This is a genomic window from Schlesneria paludicola DSM 18645 (assembly GCF_000255655.1).
Classification (GTDB): Bacteria; Planctomycetota; Planctomycetia; order Planctomycetales; family Planctomycetaceae; genus Schlesneria; species Schlesneria paludicola.
Map to the genome: position 1 here is coordinate 3,421,743 of NZ_JH636434.1, position 20,730 is coordinate 3,442,472.

Below are 20,730 nucleotides of genomic sequence, written 5' to 3' on the forward strand. Positions count from 1 at the left end.
ATCCACATTCAAGGCAGAAATCGCACACGCTCTTCGGCAGTCGGTATGCGACACGATTCTTTCTTGCCGAACAAGTGATAACGGTTCCTGGCAATGATCGAATACCCCAAGTTTCGCAGGGGAAGTGGGATCAGCCAAAGCAACGCTCCCAGGCAGCGCCAGGCAGGCCCCAGTTGCCACAGAATTCGGACGACCGCGGCCGATTTTCGGTAGGTCCGGTCACCAACGAGCAGAACTACCGTGTTGAGATCATTGACGTCTTCCGGCGTTAACAATGCTTTCGCCGTATCGCCTTGCAGAGGCGCGAACTGGAAGTCGCAATTGACGTCCCGCCTGAGCACAAAATCCACAGACCAATTGCACAGCCCACAAACGCCATCAAAGAAGAGGATTCGACGAATCGCATCCACCTCCCGCTGGTCGACTGCCAGCGCCACGTCAGGTGTCGTCGTGATCGCGGCGGGTACGGTACTCATTGTCGTCTCGTTTCTATCAAGTAACAGACTCTGCCCGTTATCGTACCGCACGAATACCCACAATTCCTAGCTTTTTAGCGACAGACAGACGTTGGCCCCCACAACACCAAACGTATTGCAACTTGGAAGCCGTCGACGAACCATCAGAAATGTGGAATTATTTCACCAGGGCACGAATCGCGGAAACCGGCGTGCACGCCTTGAAGACCATTTGCGGATCAGATTTCTTTTTCACTTCGACCACAACCTCCGTCGCTTCGACTTGCGCGGCATCCGCCACGTTCGCATCCGGTGGGTTCTGCGATCGAATGCGACGCGGACGATTCGAGGTATCGCCCGAGGCGTACAAGGTGTACGTTCGGCTCACCTGTCCAACGACATTGCCTGCGACATCCATCACAGGACCTCCGCTTGATCCCTGACCGAAATCGGCGGTGATATTTAACCAGAATGCGCCCTCGTCATCGCGTTCGTAGTTCGCCAGATGTCCGGCGGAAAAAAAGAAGAAACTGTCGCCCGGATGGCCAATCACGCGAACCGGCGACCCCGGCGCCAGATCTTTACCAAGCGCCAATGTCTTCAGCCCTTTGGCTTCGATCCGAAATAGTGCCGTATCGGCAAGCTTGTTCATCGCCAGGATCTCCGTCACGGGATAGACATTTCCACGAATATCCATCACGACCACGACATCATCATGATCGTTGTGATCGAAGACGTGAGCACTCGTGGAGAGAATCCCATCTGAGTGCAGCGCGAATGCCGTCGAGAATGCGGTCTTCCAGTCGGACATCTCGTCCTTCGGACGGGTCAAACCGGCAACCAGGTAAACACACTGAGAGGCCTGGCGATAAAGCTCGTCCGTGGGTAACTCTGTTGACGACGCAGGGGCCAATTTGACCGTGTGCCCCGTCCGATCCAGATTCTTTCGCAACTCTTCCGAATTTTTGGTTCGCTTTTGCTGAATCATTTCTTCGGCGGACGTCGTCAGTCGCAATACGATCTCATCGATCAGGTAAGCCGGATACGATCGGCCTTCACTCTGCCCAAGCATTCCGGCTCGCGAATCCACCATCCTTAACGGACCAGGTTGAGGATTTTGTTCGCGTGCTTCCTGAGCACTCACCATCCGGAAATCGCGATCCATTCTCAAATTGATCGAAACGACGATTCCGAGAACGATGCAGACCAAGGCCATTGCCAAGTACTTCATGATTGACCCTCGAACATCCATGATCGGCGATTTGTTCGGCAGCCCCCGCTGTCGCTCGTGGTTGACTGGAAGCGTTGGGATTCCACCTTGCGGCGTGGCCAAAGTCGGCCGCGTTGACGTTCCGTCGGGGCGTATTTAGCGATTCCTGTCGACCACGAGAGAAATGTATCTAAATCTTCACGGGGTAGTTATCCTGAAATCGTGACTTGCACCATCGTAACGAAACAGGAAGCGCCATGTTGTCCACGACCGCAAAACGATTCGCTCTCGCTCTCGTGCTCATCTTCAGCTTTGGCGGGCTTGCACAAGCCCAGCAGGATTCGGCGACAGAACCGCCCGTCAAAGAAGAAGTAGCCCCCGGCACGACATCCGAGCCATCAACCACCGATAAGATCAAAGACACGACCGAAGAACTGGTCAAGAAGACAGAAGAACAGGTCAAAGAAATTGCGAAGAAAGTGGACGAAGATCCAACCGCCAAAAAAGCCGCAGCGGGGATTTTGCAACCAATCTACACGGTTGCCGAAGCCTTATCCTTCCCTGCGTTCCACTGGCTGGCCTTTGCACTGATGTCCGCGGGAGTCTTCAGCTTCGCATTACAGCTTGTCTTGGGAAAACTGGTCGTACTGATGCGAATGGGGTTCAGTCTTAAGGAAATCGCCTCGGACGCCGTCGGACTGGCCATCAGTATCGTCGGCCTGGTCCTCACGACGCAGGCCGCGGCGGAAAACTCAACATTCACGCAAAGTGCCGCAGCGGTGATTTCAGCAACTGTGGTCGGAGCCTTCGTTGGACTGATCCTTTATTTCTGGGGTCAGGCCCAAGAACTCGAAGCCGCCGCGGGCCGTTCGCGACCGGTCCTCGCGAACAAAATTCGTTGAGGTGAATCCCGCAACCGATCAGAGCTTCAAAGCCTTGTCGATCAGACTTCCTTGAATGTAACCCGCCTGTCGCGAACTGTGCTCGCGACAGGCGGGTTTTCGAGTTCAGCAGCCGCACATTTCGAATCGAGATTACTGTCGAACGAGTGCCGCCGCGTAGGTCACAAGGTCGTTCCGTGCTTCGGCACTTCGCAACAAGACGTCAAAGCGACCGGCCTTTTCACAAAGCTCCGCAAACGCGGCACCAAAATCCTGATCGGCCGAGACCAGGTACTTTTCCGCCAGAGGTAACGCCGCTTCCAATTGCTCGGTACGTGCTAACAGGTCGACCATGACATACGCAATCATCGCCTGATCACGCGGATCAGAGTCATTGTCGAGCTGCTCTTGGAAATAGGCGAGGGCCCCCTCACGGTTGTCGTTCAACAGGAAGTTGAAAAAATGAATGTGAGCGACGTAAAAATCACTGAATGGCGGTTCGGCCGGATAGCGAAACTGCGATGACAATTGTGAACCATAGACGGCCAAGTCCCGCGCCAACGCCACTTCGGGCTGATTGGGTGACAACGATCGTGCAAATCGGACGATCGAATGCAGATGGGAAACGTCGATGTGGTAGTTATTGTCCGCAAACAACCACTCACGCCCAGCGGTCAGTTCGCGTAACGTCTTGACCGGCTCGGCAAACGGAATCCGCTGCTTCACTTCGCGATCGACCGATTGCAGCAGATCGCCATGCAGCGTCTGGACCATGATTGCCGCGCACGCTGACCGCTGCTCGGAACTGAGGCTCATGAACGCCTGATCCAGTGCGGTGATCGTGCTACAGGTTCCATGCGTCTTGAGCAGGATCTGCATCCCCTTGACCGGGTGCACCAGCTTGTAGAACGCCAGGTCAATCAGTTCTTCCGATTCTTGAGTCGACTCGCGCGGCACCGGCACGGCATCGATCGCGTCACGCAGCGATTGCGTGTCGCGAACAGCATTCAGGTATACGAAAGACTGACTGAGTTGCTTCTCGGCCAACAACAACTGTCCCACTTCGCGAGCAGCGGCCACATACGCCGCTTCGAATTCGTCCCGCTTTTCCGCCGGGATGTCATCCATCGATGTCGGACGGTGCAGAGGGGCCCCCAACTCGTATTTCTTTTTGAGACAGAGCGCGTCGAACAGTCGGTGATAGTCGTGTTTCTCGCGAAGTGCAGACGCAAGTCGATCGAATACCGCGGAGCCTCCCCCCGCTTGGCGTTGATTTTGAAGCTCGGCAAACAGAGCATCCGTCATGACTCATCCTCGGATCTGGCTGGGGCAATCGCATCAATAAAGCGTCCCGTCAGAGTATCAGCGTGTGAGACCGAGTACCAATGTTCGGGCCGGAAAGCATCACGTCGTCGTTGGATCGCACCATCTGCGGTACATGCCCATCCCCCACTTGACTTAACGCCGTGAACAATTCCTTCACTGTTTTTTGTGTGCCAATGGCTTTGCCAGTGCCAGTCAATGAGAGAATAAAGAACACCTTTGATTGGGAGTTGGACGGCAATCATTTTTCAGTCGAGGTCCGTGCCAAATGGTCTCTCAACAACCGCCTTAGTCCTGTTAAGGATCAATCGTGATTGGGCACTGACGGCACACAAAAGCGATCCCAATAAATCAATCAGGGCGTTGCGCTAACACCCTGATTGACTTCCAAAAAACATCGAGACCAGTTCTGCTATCACGGTGCGCCAGAATCTCGCGCATCATCAATCGCCACTCACTCGAAAGTCATCGCATGGATTCGCTCCTTGATCGTTTTCTTCGATATGTTCGCATCGACACGCAAGCCGACGAAACCAGTTCGAGCTCTCCCAGCACTCTGAAACAGCTCACACTGAGCCGATTACTGGCCGAAGAATGCCGTGCCTTGGGACTTGCCGACGTGACGTGCGACGAATTTGGAATCGTGATGGCAACGATTCCCTCAACCGTGGACCATCAGGTACCGGCCATCGCGTATGTCGCCCATGTTGACACGTCGCCAGAATACACTTCAACGAATGTGAATCCCCTCGTGCATCGCAACTATCAGGGAGGCGACGTCGCTCTTCCTGGTGATGCCGAGAAAGTCATCAGGGTTGCGGAAAACCCTGATCTGCTGAAATGCCTCAGCCACACGCTAGTAACATCCGATGGAACAACGTTGCTGGGTGCGGACGACAAATCCGGCGTGGCGGTGATCATGACGGCCGCAGCTGAACTGCTGAAGCGCGGCAAGGATGTGAAGCACGGCCCGATACGGCTTTGCTTTACCTGCGACGAAGAAATCGGCCGTGGTACCGACAAGCTGGACCTGACGCAACTGGGGGCCCATGTCGCCTACACCCTCGACGGATCGGGACAAAACGACATTGATGCCGAAACATTCTCTGCCGACGGTGCCAAAGTGACCGTGAAAGGGATTAATACGCATCCCTCGGTGGGCAAAGGCGCGATGGTGAACGCGATCCGCATTCTGGCCTCCTTCTTGTCACGGCTTCCGACCGCCACCCTCGCCCCTGAAACAACGGACGGACGTGAGGGCTTTATCCATCCCTATCATGTGGAAGGGGGAGTCGCCGAAGCGTCGGCTCGGCTCATTCTGCGTGACTTTGAAACCACGCGATTAAACGATCAAGCCAAACTTCTGGAATCGATTGCCGAAACATTGCGCGCCGAACATCCGCGGGCCCAGATCACAGTCGAAGTTCGCTCGCAGTATCGCAACATGCGGGAAGGCCTGGTGAAAGAACCACGAGCCGTTTCAAAAGCCGTGGATGCTCACAAAGCCCTGGGCCGAGAACCCAATCTTTCCATCATTCGCGGCGGCACGGATGGATCGTTGTTGACGGCAAAGGGGCTGCCAACCCCGAACCTGTCAACCGGGGAACACAACCCGCATTCGCCGCTGGAATGGACCAGTGTCGAAGAAATGCAGGCCGCAGTCGCCGTGCTTGTACAACTCGCCGCGGAATGGGCAAAGCAGAGTGTTTGATCAACCGTCACGCCGTCGGCATGCGAGGACGTGACGATCAACCCATGCTCGCGGACAACGATTGTCGCAGTTTTTCGCGAGCCCGGGTGAGCGTCGGCCCAATCGAGTTCTCAGGCACACCCAACTCGTCACCAATTTCGCGGTAGGTTTTGCCCTCGAGATGAAACTGTCGCACGATGCGGGCGTCTTGCTCTGACAAGCCGGCCAGCATCTGTTGGATCAGTTCCTGATTCTCGATCCGAACGATTTCCTGATTCTCGCCTTTCGTCATCGGCAAATTGGAGTTTTGCGATTTCACATGCCCCAATGCTTCGGACAGGCGACGGTGGATGATCTCTCGCACGACAACGCGGCGGGCAATCACCGTCAAATACGTCGCCAGCGAGCATTCGCCGCGAAAATGTTTCAAGACCGCAAATTGATCGGCCAGAATCGCCAGAAAAATCTCGGCTGACAGATCGTCAATGTCTGCCGCCGTCAATTTGACGCTGCGTGCTTGTGCTGTGTGCTGGATCACATGGACAAATAAACCCGCGAACCGATCGACGAAATCACGCCAGGCGCTACCGTCGCGTTTCAGACAGCGTTCGAGCAGGCTACGGTCTAGTTCAGTCAGCGCCACGTTGCACCCAATCGTGTCGACCGAATCCAAGGTCGCGGGAAATCGGATCGTGAGGACGGTCAATAATTGAACAGAACGGCCCTAGGAAGATCGTAGCTCAATCTACTGCGAAGAACAGGGGTGCTGCAAGCGAATTCTCTGCACTCCACGGCGATGAAAGGGCATTGGCAACCAGGATCTCTCGATATCAGGTGCCGTATTCCTGAGTGAGAGAATTCGCCAAATGCGATTCTTGACGGTGAATTTTAGCCGCCCTAAGATGAGTTTCAGATGGTGGTTCCTGCGATCCGATAATCCATTTCGACGCTCTGGACCCCCGACCGGGAATTCGTCGTCCGACCTTACACCGCATCAAATTTTCAGGGAAAGTGAGCTCTCGATGACACACGTGGTGGCAGAACCCTGTTTCAACTGCAAGTACACCGATTGTGTGACCGTTTGCCCCGTAGAATGTTTCTACGAAGGCGAAGCGATGCTTTTTATTCATCCGGAAGAATGCATCGATTGCGAAGCATGCGTCCCAGAATGTCCTCCTGCCGCGATTTTCCACCAAGATAATCTTCCGGCAGAATGGGCCGATTACACGGCGCTGAATGCTGAGATGTCGCCCAACTGTCCGGTCATCACGGAACGAAAAGACCCAATGGGCCCGCCCATTGAAAAGCACTAATCGTCCGCTCCGTCGCATTTCCGGTCTGAATTGACGCATTGAAGAACTCGCCGCGAGCAGGCCAACGAGCCTGCTCGCGAATCTGTCATGACAGATTATCTTCATCGTGCCACGAGTCACTGGCCCAGATTCCGCCAGAATTCGCTGTCGTCGAGTTCTCGCGATTTCGAAGATTTCCCTGTGGGTTTGATCGGAATCTCTGGCATCGAATCGTCCGACAACATCATTTCCATCAGCCGACTCTTCTCCGATGGATCTTCGTCCAACATGTCATGCCCTGCTGCGGCATGGGCTTTGGGCTTGGGAACCGCCGGTAACTTCAACGGGTTGGGCTTATCGATCGGCCGTGGGCTGATTTTGGGCTTTGCCGAGATCGATTCCGGAGATTTTCCCGTCGGTTTCGGCGGAACGGCTGGAGCGGACTTGGACAAACAGGCAGGACACTGCCCAGCGGCATCAAGAATCTTGCCACAGTCATCACAAAGCAGAATGGGCGATGCGAGCTTTCGCCCAGGCGTATCACCGCGTTTGGCGGCGAGCGTCGGCTTCAAGATCGGCTTGGCCTGAAGATTCGGTTCGACGGGACGCGACGAGACCTCGCTCGCCACGACGGGCATCTGGGCTCGCGAGTGACTGATTTCGTCCATTGCGTCTGCAACGGGGACTTCGACCGCCCTCGACTCTTCGGCGTCCTGGATCGCGCTCACGATCAGATTTTCCGTCCGAATGATCTCGGTTCGAGCTTCTTGCCCCGTCGCCAGCACTTTCGCCGAAACATGCACACGTGCCTGCTCGTCATAGGTGATTGTGACTTCGATTTCCGTTTCCGCGGGCAGATTCTCGGGAAGCGGCTCGATCTGACACAGCCCCAATTCGACAAAGCTGGAGTCCGCCGCGGTACCGCTTTCAACAATTCTGAGCCCCACGCGGCGCTGATCGTCGCTCACCGTTCCGTAAATGTGCGAAACCGATGCGGGCAGCGGGGTATTCGCGGGCAACAGGTAGTGCGGCACACGCTGCTGCAATTCTGTATCGCGAACCAGAACCCCCAACGCACGCGCGTTCACGCTTTTCTGCTTGAACTGCGACAACCGCGACGACGCATCGGAACTCAGAATCGATTTCGCGAATGCGTTATTCGTCAGGAGCATCCCGGCATAGTAAGTCGCACCATGGGCGATCGACTGATCGGGAGACAGCGACGTATTCAACGTCCGTCCGCTCAACCGCTTGAGCATCGAGCGAATCATCGGCATCCGTGACGAGCCACCCGTGGTCAACACAACGTCGACCTTTGCCCAGCCCATCTTGCGTTCGGCCAGCAGCCCCACTGTAAGTTTTTCCACGCGGTCGACCAGGGGCTTGGTCAGTCGCTCGAACTGTTCCAGCTCGATCTGATACGTCTTGCGGTGCCCACCCGAGGCGACCGTCATGGCCGCACGCGGCCTCACGGACAAACTCCGCTTGGTTTGCTCCGCCTCAAGTGCCAGGGCCTGAGAACTTTCGCGATCCCGCGTTGGATCAACGTCAAATTCTTTCTGAAATTGCTTCCCAATGGCGGTTTCCAGAGCGTTGTTCCAATCAAGCCCCCCCAGATGCAAATCACCGCCTGTCGCGATCACACTGACTTCGTTCTTCTGGTACTTCACCAGAGACAGATCGAACGTCCCGCCCCCAAGATCGACAACCATGACCGTCTGGGCAGTGGCCAGTTCCGAGAACCAGATCCCCTCGGTTCCCAATACAAAACAAAGCGCCGCCGCCACAGGTTCATTGATGATATCGACCTGCTTCAACCCAGCGCGTTTGCCAGCTTCGGCGGTGGCTTGCCTCTGGCTGTCGCTAAACTGGGCAGGAACGGTAATCACCGCCCGTTCCACAACGCCAATTCGCTCACGAGCGCTGTCGAGAAGCGATTTAAGGATGAATGTACTGATTTCTACGGGTGAATAGCTTTTCCCCGCAATCTTCCAGCGATGCCCCAGATTCCCCATATATCGCTTGGCATGCACGACCACGCGATCCGGCGAGCGAATCGAGTTTCGCATCGCTTCCGTTCCGACAATGACCTCGCCCCCCTCGAACAAGACGACCGAGGGCGTCGACAGCTCACCGTCTTTATTCGGAATGGTAATCGGCTCGCCATGCTCATTCAGATAGGCAATACACGAGTAGGTCGTTCCCAGGTCGATGCCGACGGCGTGAGTCGGAAGCATAGTGGTGCGGGCTCATGGAGGTGATGTGATGCCAATCTTGCGTCCCCAACTCGTGTAGAATTGGCGGAACGCAATGCCGACGTTCGCGAACACGATTCGTTCTGATTGACAATACGTAGGAACGAGGGGGATTTAAACAGATTTAGAAGATTTCAGGTGACCGACAGCCGCGCAATTCTCTCGGACACTCCATCAATTGACGCAAAAACATTGTACCTGCGCGACAATCGGATACCATCCTTTTTGCAGCGGTTGAAGTTGCCCGACCGCTCTTTGCCACCCTGAGACCAACTGGATCGTTGCCCCGCCGCTTTGTGTTCGACAGTGTGCGCAATAAAACATCTCATCGTGGGCAAGGCACTTCTCGCGATTGAACTGCAACCCTTGGAGGATGGGCCCCCAGTGCGAATCGTTGCAACAATGCTGTCGATCACTCTCGCCTGTCATGGTCTGGCAACCTCGGCCGAGCCAAATCTCCGTGCGCAAACTCGCTGGGTGACTGCCGATCAGTTTCGCCAGGAGCTGGCCAAACCGTTTGGGGCAAAGCTCGACCAGGCCGACCTGCGATTGATTACATCGCAGATCTCGGAAACCCGACAAATCGCGATCCTGCTCGACCGACGACTTGATCCGTCTGCAGAGCATCAGTTCGAGGTCAACGACGTTTCCTTGGATGACGCACTCCGCCAGATCGCCGCATCCGCCCGTGCGAAGGTAACACTTCTTGAGAACGCCGTTTTCCTCGGACCTGAACCAGCTACCCGAAAACTCCGAACTTTGATCGAATTGCGGATGAGCGAACTGCAGTCGACCAATCCGGCAGTTGCTGAACGTCGCCGCAAAGAGCTAAAGCGACGAAGTGACATCACCTGGAGCAATCTCGACACGCCGCGTGAGATCCTGACGTCCCTCACGAAACATGCGGATTTGAAGATCCGGAATCCCGATTTGATCCCGCACGACTTGTGGGCCGCCGGGATCCTACCCAATGCCACCCTCATCGAGGCGTTGTCACTGGTCCTGATTCAATTCGACCTGACGTTTCGCTGGCTCGACAAGGCAAACTCTATCGAACTAATCCCCGTCCCGGACGTTGTCTCAATTCAACGAAAAATCCGGCCGCACCAGTCGCCACTCGACGCAATGGAACAATTGCGACAGCAGTTTCCAAACGCCACGATCAGTCCGGCAAACTCAGAACTCGTCGTAACAGGCACTGTCGAAGAGCACGAGGCGATTTCCAAATGGTTGGTTGGAAATCCTCAGCAAGCGCGCCGGGTGAAGAAGGAACCGCTCAAAGATGTCAAACAGCGATTGTTCACATTCAGCGTCCCGCAACCGGTGCCTCTCGCCGTGGTGATGCAAAAGCTGGAAGAATCGGACATTCGGTTTGAATACGATCCTGATGCCTTTGCAGCAGCCGGAATCGATCTACAGCAGTTGGTCGACGTCAACGTCGTGAACGCCTCGGCCGAACTCTTTTTTCGAAAGGTCTTCGAACCGGCCCGAGTCGATTTTGAGCTAGACCGCAGAACCGTCAAACTCAAACCACAATCTTCCCGTCCTCCGAAGAACGAGCCGCAAAAGTAAACCCCATCGATTCAATCGGATCAAAACTGTTGCGACAGATCGCGCATTCCGATATGACTAACAAGTGAATTTTGATCCGTTCGGCAGTTTGATCTGCTTGCGACAGGTGCGGCCGGTTCAGTACGGGAGCGACAAGTCATGTCGGGTTCGCCTTTCCTCCATCCGACCTTTGCTCGACGCACCGCCTTGCAGGCGGGAGGGATCGGGTTGTTGGGGCTGGGAATGAACCACGTCAGCGCGCTGCAGGCCGCCGACATGGCGACGTTCAAAGGAAAATCGACCGCGAAGTCGGTGATTTACATCTTCCTTTCGGGCGGTCTGGCACAGCACGAGAGCTTCGACATGAAGCCCGATGCGCCGGCCGACATCCGCGGCGACTTTCAGCCGATTGCAACCAGCACCCCCGGTTTGAACATTTGCGAACATCTGCCGCTGCTTGCACAGCGTAGCCACCTGTGGTCACTCTGCCGTTCGTTGACACACTCAACGAACGACCATTCCTTTGGCCATCTGGTGATGCTCAGCGGCAAGTCGATCATGCCGCCGGGGTTCGACGCGACGAAGCCCATGCCCTCTGACTGGCCGTCGATCGCGTCTGTCGCCCGGGCTGTCACCAAACCGCGAAATAATCTCCCCCCCGCCGCGGTCATCCCGGAAAAGCTGATTCACCGCAGCCGACGAGTGATCCCGGGCCAATTTGGCGGACTGATGGGCTCGCATCGCGATCCCTGGTTCATCGAGGCCTCATCCTTTGATCCAAACGTATATGGCGCGTATCCGCAGTATGCGTTCGACCATCAGGACAAACCGATTACGGTTGACCCGAATCGTAAGTTCCAAATTCCCGATCTATCATTGCCCCAAGGTTTTTCGGTCGATCGATTCGACCGGCGCCTGTCACTGTTGAATTCGATCGAACAGCAGCGAATCGACCTGGATCGCGCCGCGATCACTGAACCGTTCGACCGATCACGGCAACGTGCCATCTCGCTGCTGACCGATCCCAAAATCAAGCGATGCCTGGATGTCACGGGTGAGCCCGCAGAAACGCTCGACCGATACGGACGAAACTCGTTTGGCTGGTCGCTGCTGATGGCTCTGAACCTCGTTGAGGCCGGTGTGAATCTGGTCCAGGTAAATCTCGGCAATAACGAGACCTGGGACACTCACGGAGAGATGTTCCCACACCTGAAGAACCAGTTGCTTCCTCCGACGGATCAGGCCCTGTCCGCACTTCTCGACGATCTGGTCAGCCGCGGAATGCTCGATGACACGCTGATCGTGATGGCGGGCGAGTTTGGTCGGACGCCAAAGGTCTCTCATCTGCCCCAGCACTATAAGCTGCCGGGACGTGACCACTGGGGCCCGGTGCAGTCAGTTTTCTTCGCCGGCGGCGGTACTCAGGGGGGGCGAGTCGTCGGTTCGACAGACAAGACCGGTGGCTATCCGGCCACCGATGCGCAACGCCCCGAGAACCTCGCCGCCACAATCTACTCGGCGTTGGGACTTCCCGAGACGGCCGCGTGGCACGACGACACCCAGCGCCCGCACCACATCTTCGAAGGTGCTCCGATCGCTGGTCTGTTCTAATCCGACGAACCTGATCGCACAGCTGCGGCCAGATCTAGCAAATTCCTCCGATCGATCTTCCACTCTCAAGTCGCTTCGATACTCAATCGGGCAAACGTTTCTGCCGCAATGCGCCGTTTTTGAATCCACATTCCACACGAGCTGCACGGCCCTCTCTCGGCAAACTCCGCCAATTCTGAACCGAAACTTGAGGTTGTTGTGAAAACGACTGAAATTCGCGTTCACGGCAATAACTGCGAAGTTCACGAAGACTGCGTAGACTTTCGGGGCGCAAAAACAGGGCCTAAAGCCGTCAATCTCGCGCAAGTTTAACAGCTTCGCGTGGCCTTCCGCCGCCTGAAACCCCATCCCCAAAACGATCTACGTTGACACAAATTTAGAGCAAAATTACAGTCCTGGCCGTCTTGACCCCCGGTCAGGACAAGCCAACCAAGACCCAATGGACTGGGCATGATGCTTCGCAGGACGCAGGAATCGCGTTATCGAAACTCCCGACACGTAGAAGGTCTAGCCTGGCATGTCGTTCTGTTGGTGCATTTGATCGTTTGTGGGATCGGCTGTTCTGGATGTTATCAATCCACAGTTGTTCCGCCCATGACGTCAATCACGCCACCCATAAAATCGAACCCCGAACCACAACCGATGATTCCCGGCCCAACCGAGCCGGTCAATCCCCCCAGTTCTTACCCGATTGATCCGATTCGATCGACCAATCCCTGGAAACCCGAAGCGGATCTGCGTGAATGGAATTATATCGTTCTGCATCACACGGCATCTGAACGTGGAAATGTGGAAAGTATTCACGAAGAGCATTTGAAGCGAAAGGACAAGAATGGCGTGCATTGGTTAGGAATTGGTTACCACTTCGTGATCGGAAACGGAGATGGAATGGACGACGGTTCAATCGAACCAACGTTCCGCTGGCGGCAGCAACTTCAAGGGGCTCATGCCGGCATCGCAGACTACAACCAGCACGGGATTGGGATCGTCCTGATTGGAAATTTTGAGAACACCGCGCCCAGCACGGCACAAATGAATGCCGTGAAACAATTGGTCGGGGTTCTAAAACGAGAATTCGGCATCGCGAGTGGCAAGGTCATGGGACACGGCGACGTCAAAGCCACGGAATGTCCGGGCAAGTTGTTTCCTCTGAGCGAAGTGCGAGACACCATCGCATTCAGGGATGAACATGCCACAAATGGAACCACACACCGCGACGCCATTAGATTGATCAACCTGTCTGGAGAATCACGGAAATGACCGAACGCTCCTTTTTCGATTTCGGTTCGCGATCAGGCGATTTTGAGCGACTTGAGTCGGCGCCCTGGGTGATGCGCTTTCAGGATCTGGCGGGCTCGGTCGATTCGGTCGACGAGAACGTGATCGAAGCGACTTTCGATGAAGACACTCTACCGACCCATGGCGAAATCATCGAATTGATTGAAACCATGCATGCGGGCGAATCGAGCCCGTTCATCGAACGCGCGGCGACCGAGCGAGCTCACCAGGTCCATCTGCCCGAACACTACGAAGCACGCTACGCCTACCCGTTGGTCGTCTGGTTTCACGGTGAGGGAAGCTCGGAAGCCGAAATCCATTCGATCATGTCGGGGATCAGCGAACGCAATTTCATCGGTTTGGCAATTCGCGGTAACGTGAACTGTGACTCGAAATTCGGCTGGTCAATCTCTGCCGGACAACTCGAGACACTATCGGACGACGTGGAATCGCTGGTTCGGGGTTTGCGCCGTACGTACCACATTCATAGCGAGCGAATCTTTCTGGCGGGCTATGGCAGCGGAGCGTCGGCCGCGATGTCGCTGATGCTTCACCGGCCCGAATGGTTCGGTGGTGCCGCCTGCCTGTGCGGGAAGTACACGGACCTGCAGGTTCCAGAATCTCAGTACGGCGAACTGCAAAACAAGCGAATGATGCTGGCGACGTCGGTCTGCGATCGACTGAGTGGCGTTCGCGATGTCGTGACAGTTGGCCAAATGCTCTATGCGTCTGGCATGCAGATCGGTACTCGAGTTTATCAAGACGCCGGAACAAGCCCGACTAAGAAGATGCTGCAAGACCTGAATCTGTGGTTCATGGACGATGTTTGCTCGATGACGCCCTAAGTGGCAACCATGTGAATCGAGAGTTCAGTCAAGTTTCATGACTCCCCTGGCGCCGGCTTCGCCGCCAGGGCCTTCCGTCGAAGGGCGTACTGGCAAGTCGCAGCACCTCCAGTCCTGCGAAAAATCGATTAGGGCGTTGAGCGTCGCCTCAAGCGAGTGGCGGCATTCCACGGATCTGGCTTGCCATGGATCGTGGATTCGAGAAATCCCCCTTCAATTCTTCGCATGGCCACTTCCATCGCCCCCGCTGATGGTCTTTAATCTCACGACAGGACTCGTTGTGAGAACTCTGTCTTCGCGCCAAGGATGCGAAGAACCCGACTTCCGTCATCATTTCACTGATTCATGCTCATCACCTTGATCGGTTATCGCGGCACGGGGAAGACAACTATAGCGCCCCGCCTTGCGCAGCGACTGAAGTTCGACTGGATCGATGCAGACATCGAACTCGAACGGATTGCAGGCCGTTCGATTCGCGACATTTTCGCGACGGATGGTGAGCCCGAGTTTCGACGACTCGAACGCGAGAACCTTGTTCGGCTGCTAAAGCGGAATCGACTCGTACTCGCAACAGGCGGGGGAGCGATCTTGAACGACGCGACCCGCCTCGATCTTCGAGGGGCAGGGCCCGTGGTCTGGCTGAAAGCAAGCGTGGAAGCGATTTCCAAACGGATCTTGGTCGACGGCGGAGCTTTTGCAAATCGACCCAATCTGACGACGGGGGGCGGAATCGACGAGATTCGTACTCTGGTCGCTCAGCGCGAGCCACTCTATCAAGAATGTGCAACAATCTCGGTGCCGACGGACAGCCTGCCGATTGATTCGGTCGTCGAGCAGATTCTGAATCAACTGCCTGCGAACTATCGCCAGGAGACGAACGCGTGATTCCTGGTGATATCCCTCAGCCGATCGTCCTGTTCTGGCTGTTCGTGTTTGGATCGGTCGTGGGAAGCTTTCTCAACGTTTGCATCTACCGGATTCCACAACACGATCGGTTGTGGGATCAGTTGAGCGGATTGAATCATCCACCATCAACGTGCCCGTTTTGCAAGAAGCGAATTCTGGCCATCGACAATATTCCGATCTTCGGCTGGCTGTGGCTACGCGGTCGCTGTCGCTTCTGCCGACATTCGATCCCGATTCGATATGCTTTGATCGAGTTCTTTAACGGCTTGCTGTGGGTGGCGCTCTATGTCGCCATCGTACCGGCGGGCTTTCATGCGAAGGTCGAAACGAGCTCGCTCTATTCCACACTCGGGGCCTTGGGACAGCCGGGCATCGGTTATCCACAACTGATCTGGCTCGTGAATGCGGAGTTCATCTACTACCTCATTCTGGCCGAAGCTCTTCTGGTTGCGACGTTTATTGACTTCGACTTGATGATCATTCCGGACGGCGTGACCGTACCGGGAACGATTCTGGGCCTGATTGGGGGAACCATTTTGGGAACTCCGACACTCTGGCCGACCTGGTTTTTTGCACAGCGTGAACTCAACGGCCTGCAAACCGTCTTGCCCGACGCATTGCAGTGGATGTTGACCATTCCCGAACAGATCGTCTGGTTCAATGCGCATCCGCACTGGCACGGATTCGTCAACAGCCTCTTGGGAATGATCGTGGGCGCGGGAACGGTCTGGATGGTCCGGATCATGGGGAACTGGGCGTTCGGCCGTGAGGCGATGGGACTGGGTGATGTGACGCTGATGGCGATGATTGGCAGCTTTATCGGCTGGCAACCGTCACTCATCGTCTTTTTCATGCTGGCGCCTCTTACCGCATTGGCGGCAGTCGCCATCACATTCTCGTTGCGTTTCAACCGCGAAATCCCGTTTGGCCCCTACCTGAGTGCGGGGGCCCTGCTGATCGTGTTCCTGTGGCGATCCTATTTTTCTGGCTTGGAAGTCTTCTTCGGGCGCGGACCGTTTCTGCTTATCATCTTTGCGCTGATGGGGATGATCTTTTTCCCATTGCTGGTCCTCATTCGTGGTATCAAGCAATGGCTGGGGTTCAAGGACGATTTTGGCGAGGGCACGTATCAAGAGGGCGAATGGACGTCCGGTGATCAGTTGGCGTTCTATGCCAACAAGGACGAGCGAACGACTCAAGAGTCACTGACCCCCAAGACCTGGTGGCCTGGATCTTCCGCGGGACAAGCGACGTCGTACTCAAATCGTTGGCGTGGAATTCGGTGACAACGAATTCTGCGTGGACTTGCTCAAGAGTCTGTTGAATCTTTGACGCCGGCTATCGCGCCAATGCGGTCAGGATGTCTCGCGCGGCCCTCGTTGGAACCAGCGCCGTGTCCGCAATTCCCGAAACGACGCGAGTGATATTGTGATCAACCTGATCCGGCACTTTCCACGCGGTCCCATTGGCGGCCGTCAGATAGGCAGACAGCGTATGATGCCCGCTTCCAGGGCGTTCGCCGATCAGATGAATGATCGTCCGCGAATCAGGAAGTCCGCCGAACAGAATCTCGCCGATTCTGTAACCCGCACGAACGCGTCCACTATTCACGACGAAGATCTGAGGAGCAACGCGCAAGCCTGACTGTGTCAGCAACGGGCGAAGTTCGTCGAGCAATGGTAACAGGTTTCCTTCGTCCATCATCGCCAGCGCATTCAGACCTTCCGAAACGACGATGACCGTATCCCACCGCTGTGTCTGTGCGACCTTCCACTGCTCCAACAACCGACATGATTCGTCAGAAAGATGCTCACCCGAGGTTGGATGCAGGATGTAGTCGTTGCGATTGGACGAACGTGTCGCAAGGGGGATGGCATTCGGGATGCGTTTGACGAAAGTGGGGTCCCACTCTTTCCAAATACAGCGTTTCGCGTCTTCGTAAACGGTTTGAATTTCAGCTCGAATCTTTGGCGCCAATTCCGACGGACGCTCACCAAAGCCTTGTGCGAGAAAGACGCCGCGTTGCCGGATTTCGGCGATGATCCGATTGGACTCGGCCACAATTTCGGCGTCGGTACGAACGTCGTTTTTTCGGCGGCAGTACTGCAAGTAGACCCAGGTCGGATCGCCAAAGTGCTCTGTCGGTTTTCCGTCCGCGCTGATGACGCCAATCTGCTGGAAGAAGGACCACATGCGATCGTCGACACGATATCCGAATTTTTCTCGAAGACGAACATGGTCCTGAAACCCGGTTGTCAGATACCCCAGCATCGGATCAATCTTGGTCGGAAGCGCCATCAAGTATGCCGGGTTCGCGGGAGCAATATGTTCCAGGCACCAGTCCAAGTCATCGAGAGAAATATCCATGTGGAGAGTCGAGCAGACATCAAGTCCGATGGTTAGGCCGTGCAGCTTGCCCATCACGATATCTTCCAGACAGCAACGGACGAGTTGTTCGCGCGTGCGAAACACCTCGGGGCCGATGAATCCAGCAACGTCATTGATGTGCAGCCAAGCCTGATTGACGGGAATATTCTTGGCCTTCGCAATTTCGTGAGCCATCCCGCGTGCAAATCCATACTTGCGAGATTCGAGCAACACCATGTCGCAGCCATGCCCGTGGCCATTCGTGAAATCGGCCCCTTGCCCCGATTCTAAATACAATCCAAACCGCCCCGTTCGACTTCGGGCGTACTGGGCCATCTTCTCGAGACTGATGTCGAACGTCGCATTGGCATCGTCGTTGCCTGCGATACTCTGAAACCAGAACTCCGTTGAACCTGGATGTACGCGTTCGACTTCCGCCTGCACGTCGATATGGGCGAGCACGCAATGGGGAATCACGTGGTCAATCTGAAAGGTCTTGAGCACGTCCTGCAGGGCCAGTTCCACCGCCGCGACGGAACGGGGGTCACTCGAGACAGGATTGGTTCCGAGCAGGACATCGCCGACAGCGTACGCGAAGGCATCGAAGACTTGAAAACGGATATCGTCGACATTGTCCGTCGGCGAATTTGGTTGCACACGCGCGCCCAGATATCCTTGACTTCCAATATTCGAACCGTGCAGCGGATGGAAGATCGTCCGGCCGATTGCGATCAGCTCGTCGTTGCTCATCAACCGCACGAGGCACGCAATGACGTCGCTCGTCAATCCTGGCAGGATCGACTTCAGTTCGGCGGCGCTGGATGTCAGCAAGCACTGCTTCAACGCCCCAACCGTCCGCTGGGCCCAGATTCCGAGTGCATCGCGCGACGCGAAACTGTCGTTCCATTGGGAAAGTTGGTCTTTCCAAGGTGGATGAGCCATAAGATCCGAGACAACCGTGTTTGCCAAAAGCTCGCGTGCCCGGCTGCGGCCGACATCATTTGCGGCTGCCACACCGATCAAGGCATCGCCTTCTTTGAACTCGTTTGCGGCCCCCAGGATCTGCTGATAATCGCGAATCTCGAACTTACCGCACTGTCGCTGGAGATACGAGAAAATGTCTTCCTCGAAACGAATGGTGGCAATGTCCACCCCCTGGCTGGGCGGTTCGGCCCAAGCGAGAGTGGGAACTAGCCCGCGCCCGAATGCGAGTGGAACTGAAACAGCCGCGAGGAATTGACGCCGGTTGAACATGATCTGGTCGGATCCCCAGTAGAGAAGTTCCGAAATGATACCTGAAAACGACGATCTTCGACCAGCGCGGGTTTGGAGAACTGCGAAATCCGAAGAAAGATCGGGTATGCTCGCAGGGCGGAATGCAGATCGAACCAAATTCGATCTTTGGAAACGATGAATCAACCTGGAACGCAGCGCGACGGCGAAATCGGGCGCGAGTTGGAGAGATGGCAGATGGAGGTTTCCGCGAACGAAAGTTCTCCTGGTTTTGTAAGTCAATTGGCGCTTTGTGTTGCGCGGTTTTCGACATCCGCTTGGATCGGCGCCGCATCGCTGTTCGTCGTGGTGAGCATCTTGGAAGTCACCAATCCGGGATTTGACGCGACGACAAAAGACATGCTCGTCGCACTGCGATTCCCCATGTTCTACCTGTTCGGTTCAAGCCTGATTGGCCTGGGCTGGCTGGGAACATTGGTCACCGGAAACAAGGAATTGCCAGCCGGTCGCCGACGAGTGGCCCTGCTGCTGTTGGCGGCGGTTCTGCTGCTGATGGTGGTCGACTATCTTTGGATCTATCAACCACTGTTGCAACTGGTCGAGCCACCGGGCCAAACGAAACCATCCAGCTTCGCCCGCTATCACGACGCCTCGAAAAAGATCAATCTGGTCGGCCTGACATTCGGTTTCGTCGCCGTGCTGCTCTTGAATTGGCCCGCGAGAATCACTTCCATGCACCGTGGCGAGGGCGCACTCCCCCACGCAGGAAATGGAGCCTCCTGACATCGTTGAGATGGTGGTCCAGTGCTTCGCAGACACCGCAACGTCACGACGACGATCGCAAGGACTTAAAGGTTGTCACGCCCTCCGTGACTTGAATGAACCGTGTCACGACTCCTTCTCTGGATTAGGGTCCACCATGAACTTCATTGATGCCCATGTGCATGTTTGGACACCCGACACCGAACGCTATCCACTGGCAGCCGGGTTTCGAATTGAAAACATGGATCCCCCCAGTTTCACCACGGAGGAATTGAGTGAGCAGGCCGTTCCTGTCGGAGTCGATCGCGTCGTGCTGATCCAGATGTCGTTTTACGGTGTCGACAATTCCTACATGCTGGATGCCATCGCCAAACAACCCGCACGATACCGCGGAGTGGCGGTCATTGATTCGGATCGGCCCAATGTGGCCACGACGATGCGAGACCTGAAGAAAAAGGGTGTGCGGGGATTCCGTATTTATCCGAAAGACCAAGCGATCGATCGATGGTTGTCTACGGACGGAATGCGTGCCATGTGGAAGTGTGGCAGCGAAGAGAATCTGGCAATGTGCTGCTTGATGGGCCCCGACGGACTGCCCGCGCTCGATAAGATGTGTGACGAGTTTCCCAATACGCCGGTCGTCATTGACCACATGTGCCTGATTGGGGCCAGCGGCCGTCTGAACCCGCAGGAAATTCAGGCACTGTGTAATATGGCAAGGCACAAGCAACTCTCAGTCAAGGTGTCGGCATTCTATGCGCTAGGACACAAGAAGTCCCCCTACCAGGATCTGGTGCCGCTCATCCGTCGATTGTGCCACGAGTTTGGGACGGATCATTTAATGTGGGCGTCCGACAGCCCGTTCCAGGTCGTCAACGGGCATACCTATAAAGCGTCGATCGATCTGATTCAGTCGTCTCTCGATTTCCTGAAACCAAATGACCTGGAGTTTCTATTGAGGAAGACCGCGGAACGCGTTTTTTTCCGCTAATTGTATTTGAGCTTCGCCCTGTGCGAGGATCGAGCTTCACGTCGCCGACAGAACTCTCGTCACATTCAATCCCGCGTGTT

Annotated in this window: 17 protein-coding genes; 11 read left to right on the forward strand and 6 right to left on the reverse strand. The window is 55.7% G+C overall.

What is annotated here, in order from left to right; all coding sequences use genetic code 11:
- Positions 1–8: 8 nt before the first annotated feature.
- Positions 9–476 (reverse strand): thiol-disulfide oxidoreductase DCC family protein, encoded by a 468-nt coding sequence (locus OSO_RS0116710; protein WP_010584375.1) that lies wholly within the window; start codon positions 474–476, stop codon positions 9–11.
- Positions 477–633: 157 nt separating this feature from the next.
- On the reverse strand, positions 634–1,686 hold the full coding sequence (locus OSO_RS0116715; RefSeq protein WP_040591708.1) for a S1 family peptidase: 1,053 nt from the start codon (positions 1,684–1,686) through the stop codon (positions 634–636).
- 236 nt (positions 1,687–1,922) lie between these two features.
- Between OSO_RS0116715 and OSO_RS0116725 the strand changes: the two genes are divergently transcribed.
- The gene (locus tag OSO_RS0116725) at positions 1,923–2,567 is read left to right on the forward strand and encodes a hypothetical protein (RefSeq protein ID WP_010584377.1); all 645 of its coding nucleotides are present in this window, start codon (positions 1,923–1,925) and stop codon (positions 2,565–2,567) included.
- 132 nt (positions 2,568–2,699) lie between these two features.
- Here OSO_RS0116725 and OSO_RS0116730 read toward each other — a convergent pair whose 3' ends face one another.
- Positions 2,700–3,851 carry a hypothetical protein gene (locus OSO_RS0116730; protein ID WP_010584378.1) on the reverse strand — a complete coding sequence of 384 codons (1,152 nt, stop codon included), beginning with the start codon at positions 3,849–3,851 and terminating at the stop codon, positions 2,700–2,702.
- Between the two features lie 490 nt (positions 3,852–4,341).
- Here OSO_RS0116730 and pepT point away from each other — a divergent pair, with 490 nt between their 5' ends.
- Positions 4,342–5,580 (forward strand): peptidase T, encoded by a 1,239-nt coding sequence (pepT, locus tag OSO_RS0116740; RefSeq protein WP_010584380.1) that lies wholly within the window; start codon positions 4,342–4,344, stop codon positions 5,578–5,580.
- A gap of 37 nt (positions 5,581–5,617) precedes the next feature.
- On the opposite strand, the gene OSO_RS0116745 is transcribed toward pepT, so the two are convergent.
- Positions 5,618–6,202, reverse strand: a complete 585-nt coding sequence (locus OSO_RS0116745; protein ID WP_029247112.1) for an RNA polymerase sigma factor — start codon at positions 6,200–6,202, stop codon at positions 5,618–5,620.
- A gap of 379 nt (positions 6,203–6,581) precedes the next feature.
- Here OSO_RS0116745 and OSO_RS0116750 point away from each other — a divergent pair, with 379 nt between their 5' ends.
- The gene (locus OSO_RS0116750) at positions 6,582–6,872 is read left to right on the forward strand and encodes a ferredoxin family protein (protein WP_010584382.1); all 291 of its coding nucleotides are present in this window, start codon (positions 6,582–6,584) and stop codon (positions 6,870–6,872) included.
- Between the two features lie 116 nt (positions 6,873–6,988).
- Here OSO_RS0116750 and OSO_RS0116755 read toward each other — a convergent pair whose 3' ends face one another.
- Entirely contained in the window at positions 6,989–9,088 is a 2,100-nt protein-coding gene (locus tag OSO_RS0116755; protein WP_010584383.1) for an Hsp70 family protein, read from the reverse strand.
- A 402-nt stretch (positions 9,089–9,490) separates the two neighbouring features.
- Here OSO_RS0116755 and OSO_RS0116760 point away from each other — a divergent pair, with 402 nt between their 5' ends.
- The 6 genes from OSO_RS0116760 (at position 9,491) to OSO_RS43860 (ending at position 16,583) form a co-directional block, all read left to right on the forward strand.
- On the forward strand, positions 9,491–10,678 hold the full coding sequence (locus OSO_RS0116760) for a hypothetical protein (RefSeq protein ID WP_157605222.1): 1,188 nt from the start codon (positions 9,491–9,493) through the stop codon (positions 10,676–10,678).
- Between the two features lie 138 nt (positions 10,679–10,816).
- Positions 10,817–12,268 (forward strand): DUF1501 domain-containing protein, encoded by a 1,452-nt coding sequence (locus tag OSO_RS0116765; protein WP_010584385.1) that lies wholly within the window; start codon positions 10,817–10,819, stop codon positions 12,266–12,268.
- 642 nt (positions 12,269–12,910) lie between these two features.
- On the forward strand, positions 12,911–13,528 hold the full coding sequence (locus OSO_RS48125) for a peptidoglycan recognition protein family protein (RefSeq protein ID WP_237729294.1): 618 nt from the start codon (positions 12,911–12,913) through the stop codon (positions 13,526–13,528).
- Complete coding sequence (locus tag OSO_RS0116780) at positions 13,525–14,391, forward strand: alpha/beta hydrolase (RefSeq protein WP_010584387.1); 867 nt, start codon at positions 13,525–13,527, stop codon at positions 14,389–14,391. Before OSO_RS48125 ends, OSO_RS0116780 begins: the two co-directional genes overlap by 4 nt.
- 345 nt (positions 14,392–14,736) lie before the next feature.
- Positions 14,737–15,276, forward strand: coding sequence for a shikimate kinase (locus OSO_RS0116785; RefSeq protein WP_010584389.1), 540 nt, complete (start codon positions 14,737–14,739; stop codon positions 15,274–15,276).
- Entirely contained in the window at positions 15,273–16,583 is a 1,311-nt protein-coding gene (locus tag OSO_RS43860) for a prepilin peptidase (protein ID WP_010584390.1), read from the forward strand. The genes OSO_RS0116785 and OSO_RS43860 overlap by 4 nt, the downstream gene beginning before the upstream one ends.
- A 52-nt stretch (positions 16,584–16,635) precedes the next feature.
- On the opposite strand, the gene eutB is transcribed toward OSO_RS43860, so the two are convergent.
- A complete protein-coding gene (eutB, locus tag OSO_RS0116795; RefSeq protein WP_010584391.1) occupies positions 16,636–18,918 on the reverse strand; it encodes an ethanolamine ammonia-lyase subunit EutB in 2,283 nt (760 codons plus the stop codon).
- A gap of 156 nt (positions 18,919–19,074) precedes the next feature.
- Between eutB and OSO_RS0116800 the strand changes: the two genes are divergently transcribed.
- Positions 19,075–19,680, forward strand: a complete 606-nt coding sequence (locus tag OSO_RS0116800) for a hypothetical protein (protein WP_010584392.1) — start codon at positions 19,075–19,077, stop codon at positions 19,678–19,680.
- A 136-nt stretch (positions 19,681–19,816) separates the two neighbouring features.
- Complete coding sequence (locus OSO_RS0116805) at positions 19,817–20,650, forward strand: amidohydrolase family protein (protein WP_010584393.1); 834 nt, start codon at positions 19,817–19,819, stop codon at positions 20,648–20,650.
- Positions 20,651–20,730: the final 80 nt, after the last annotated feature.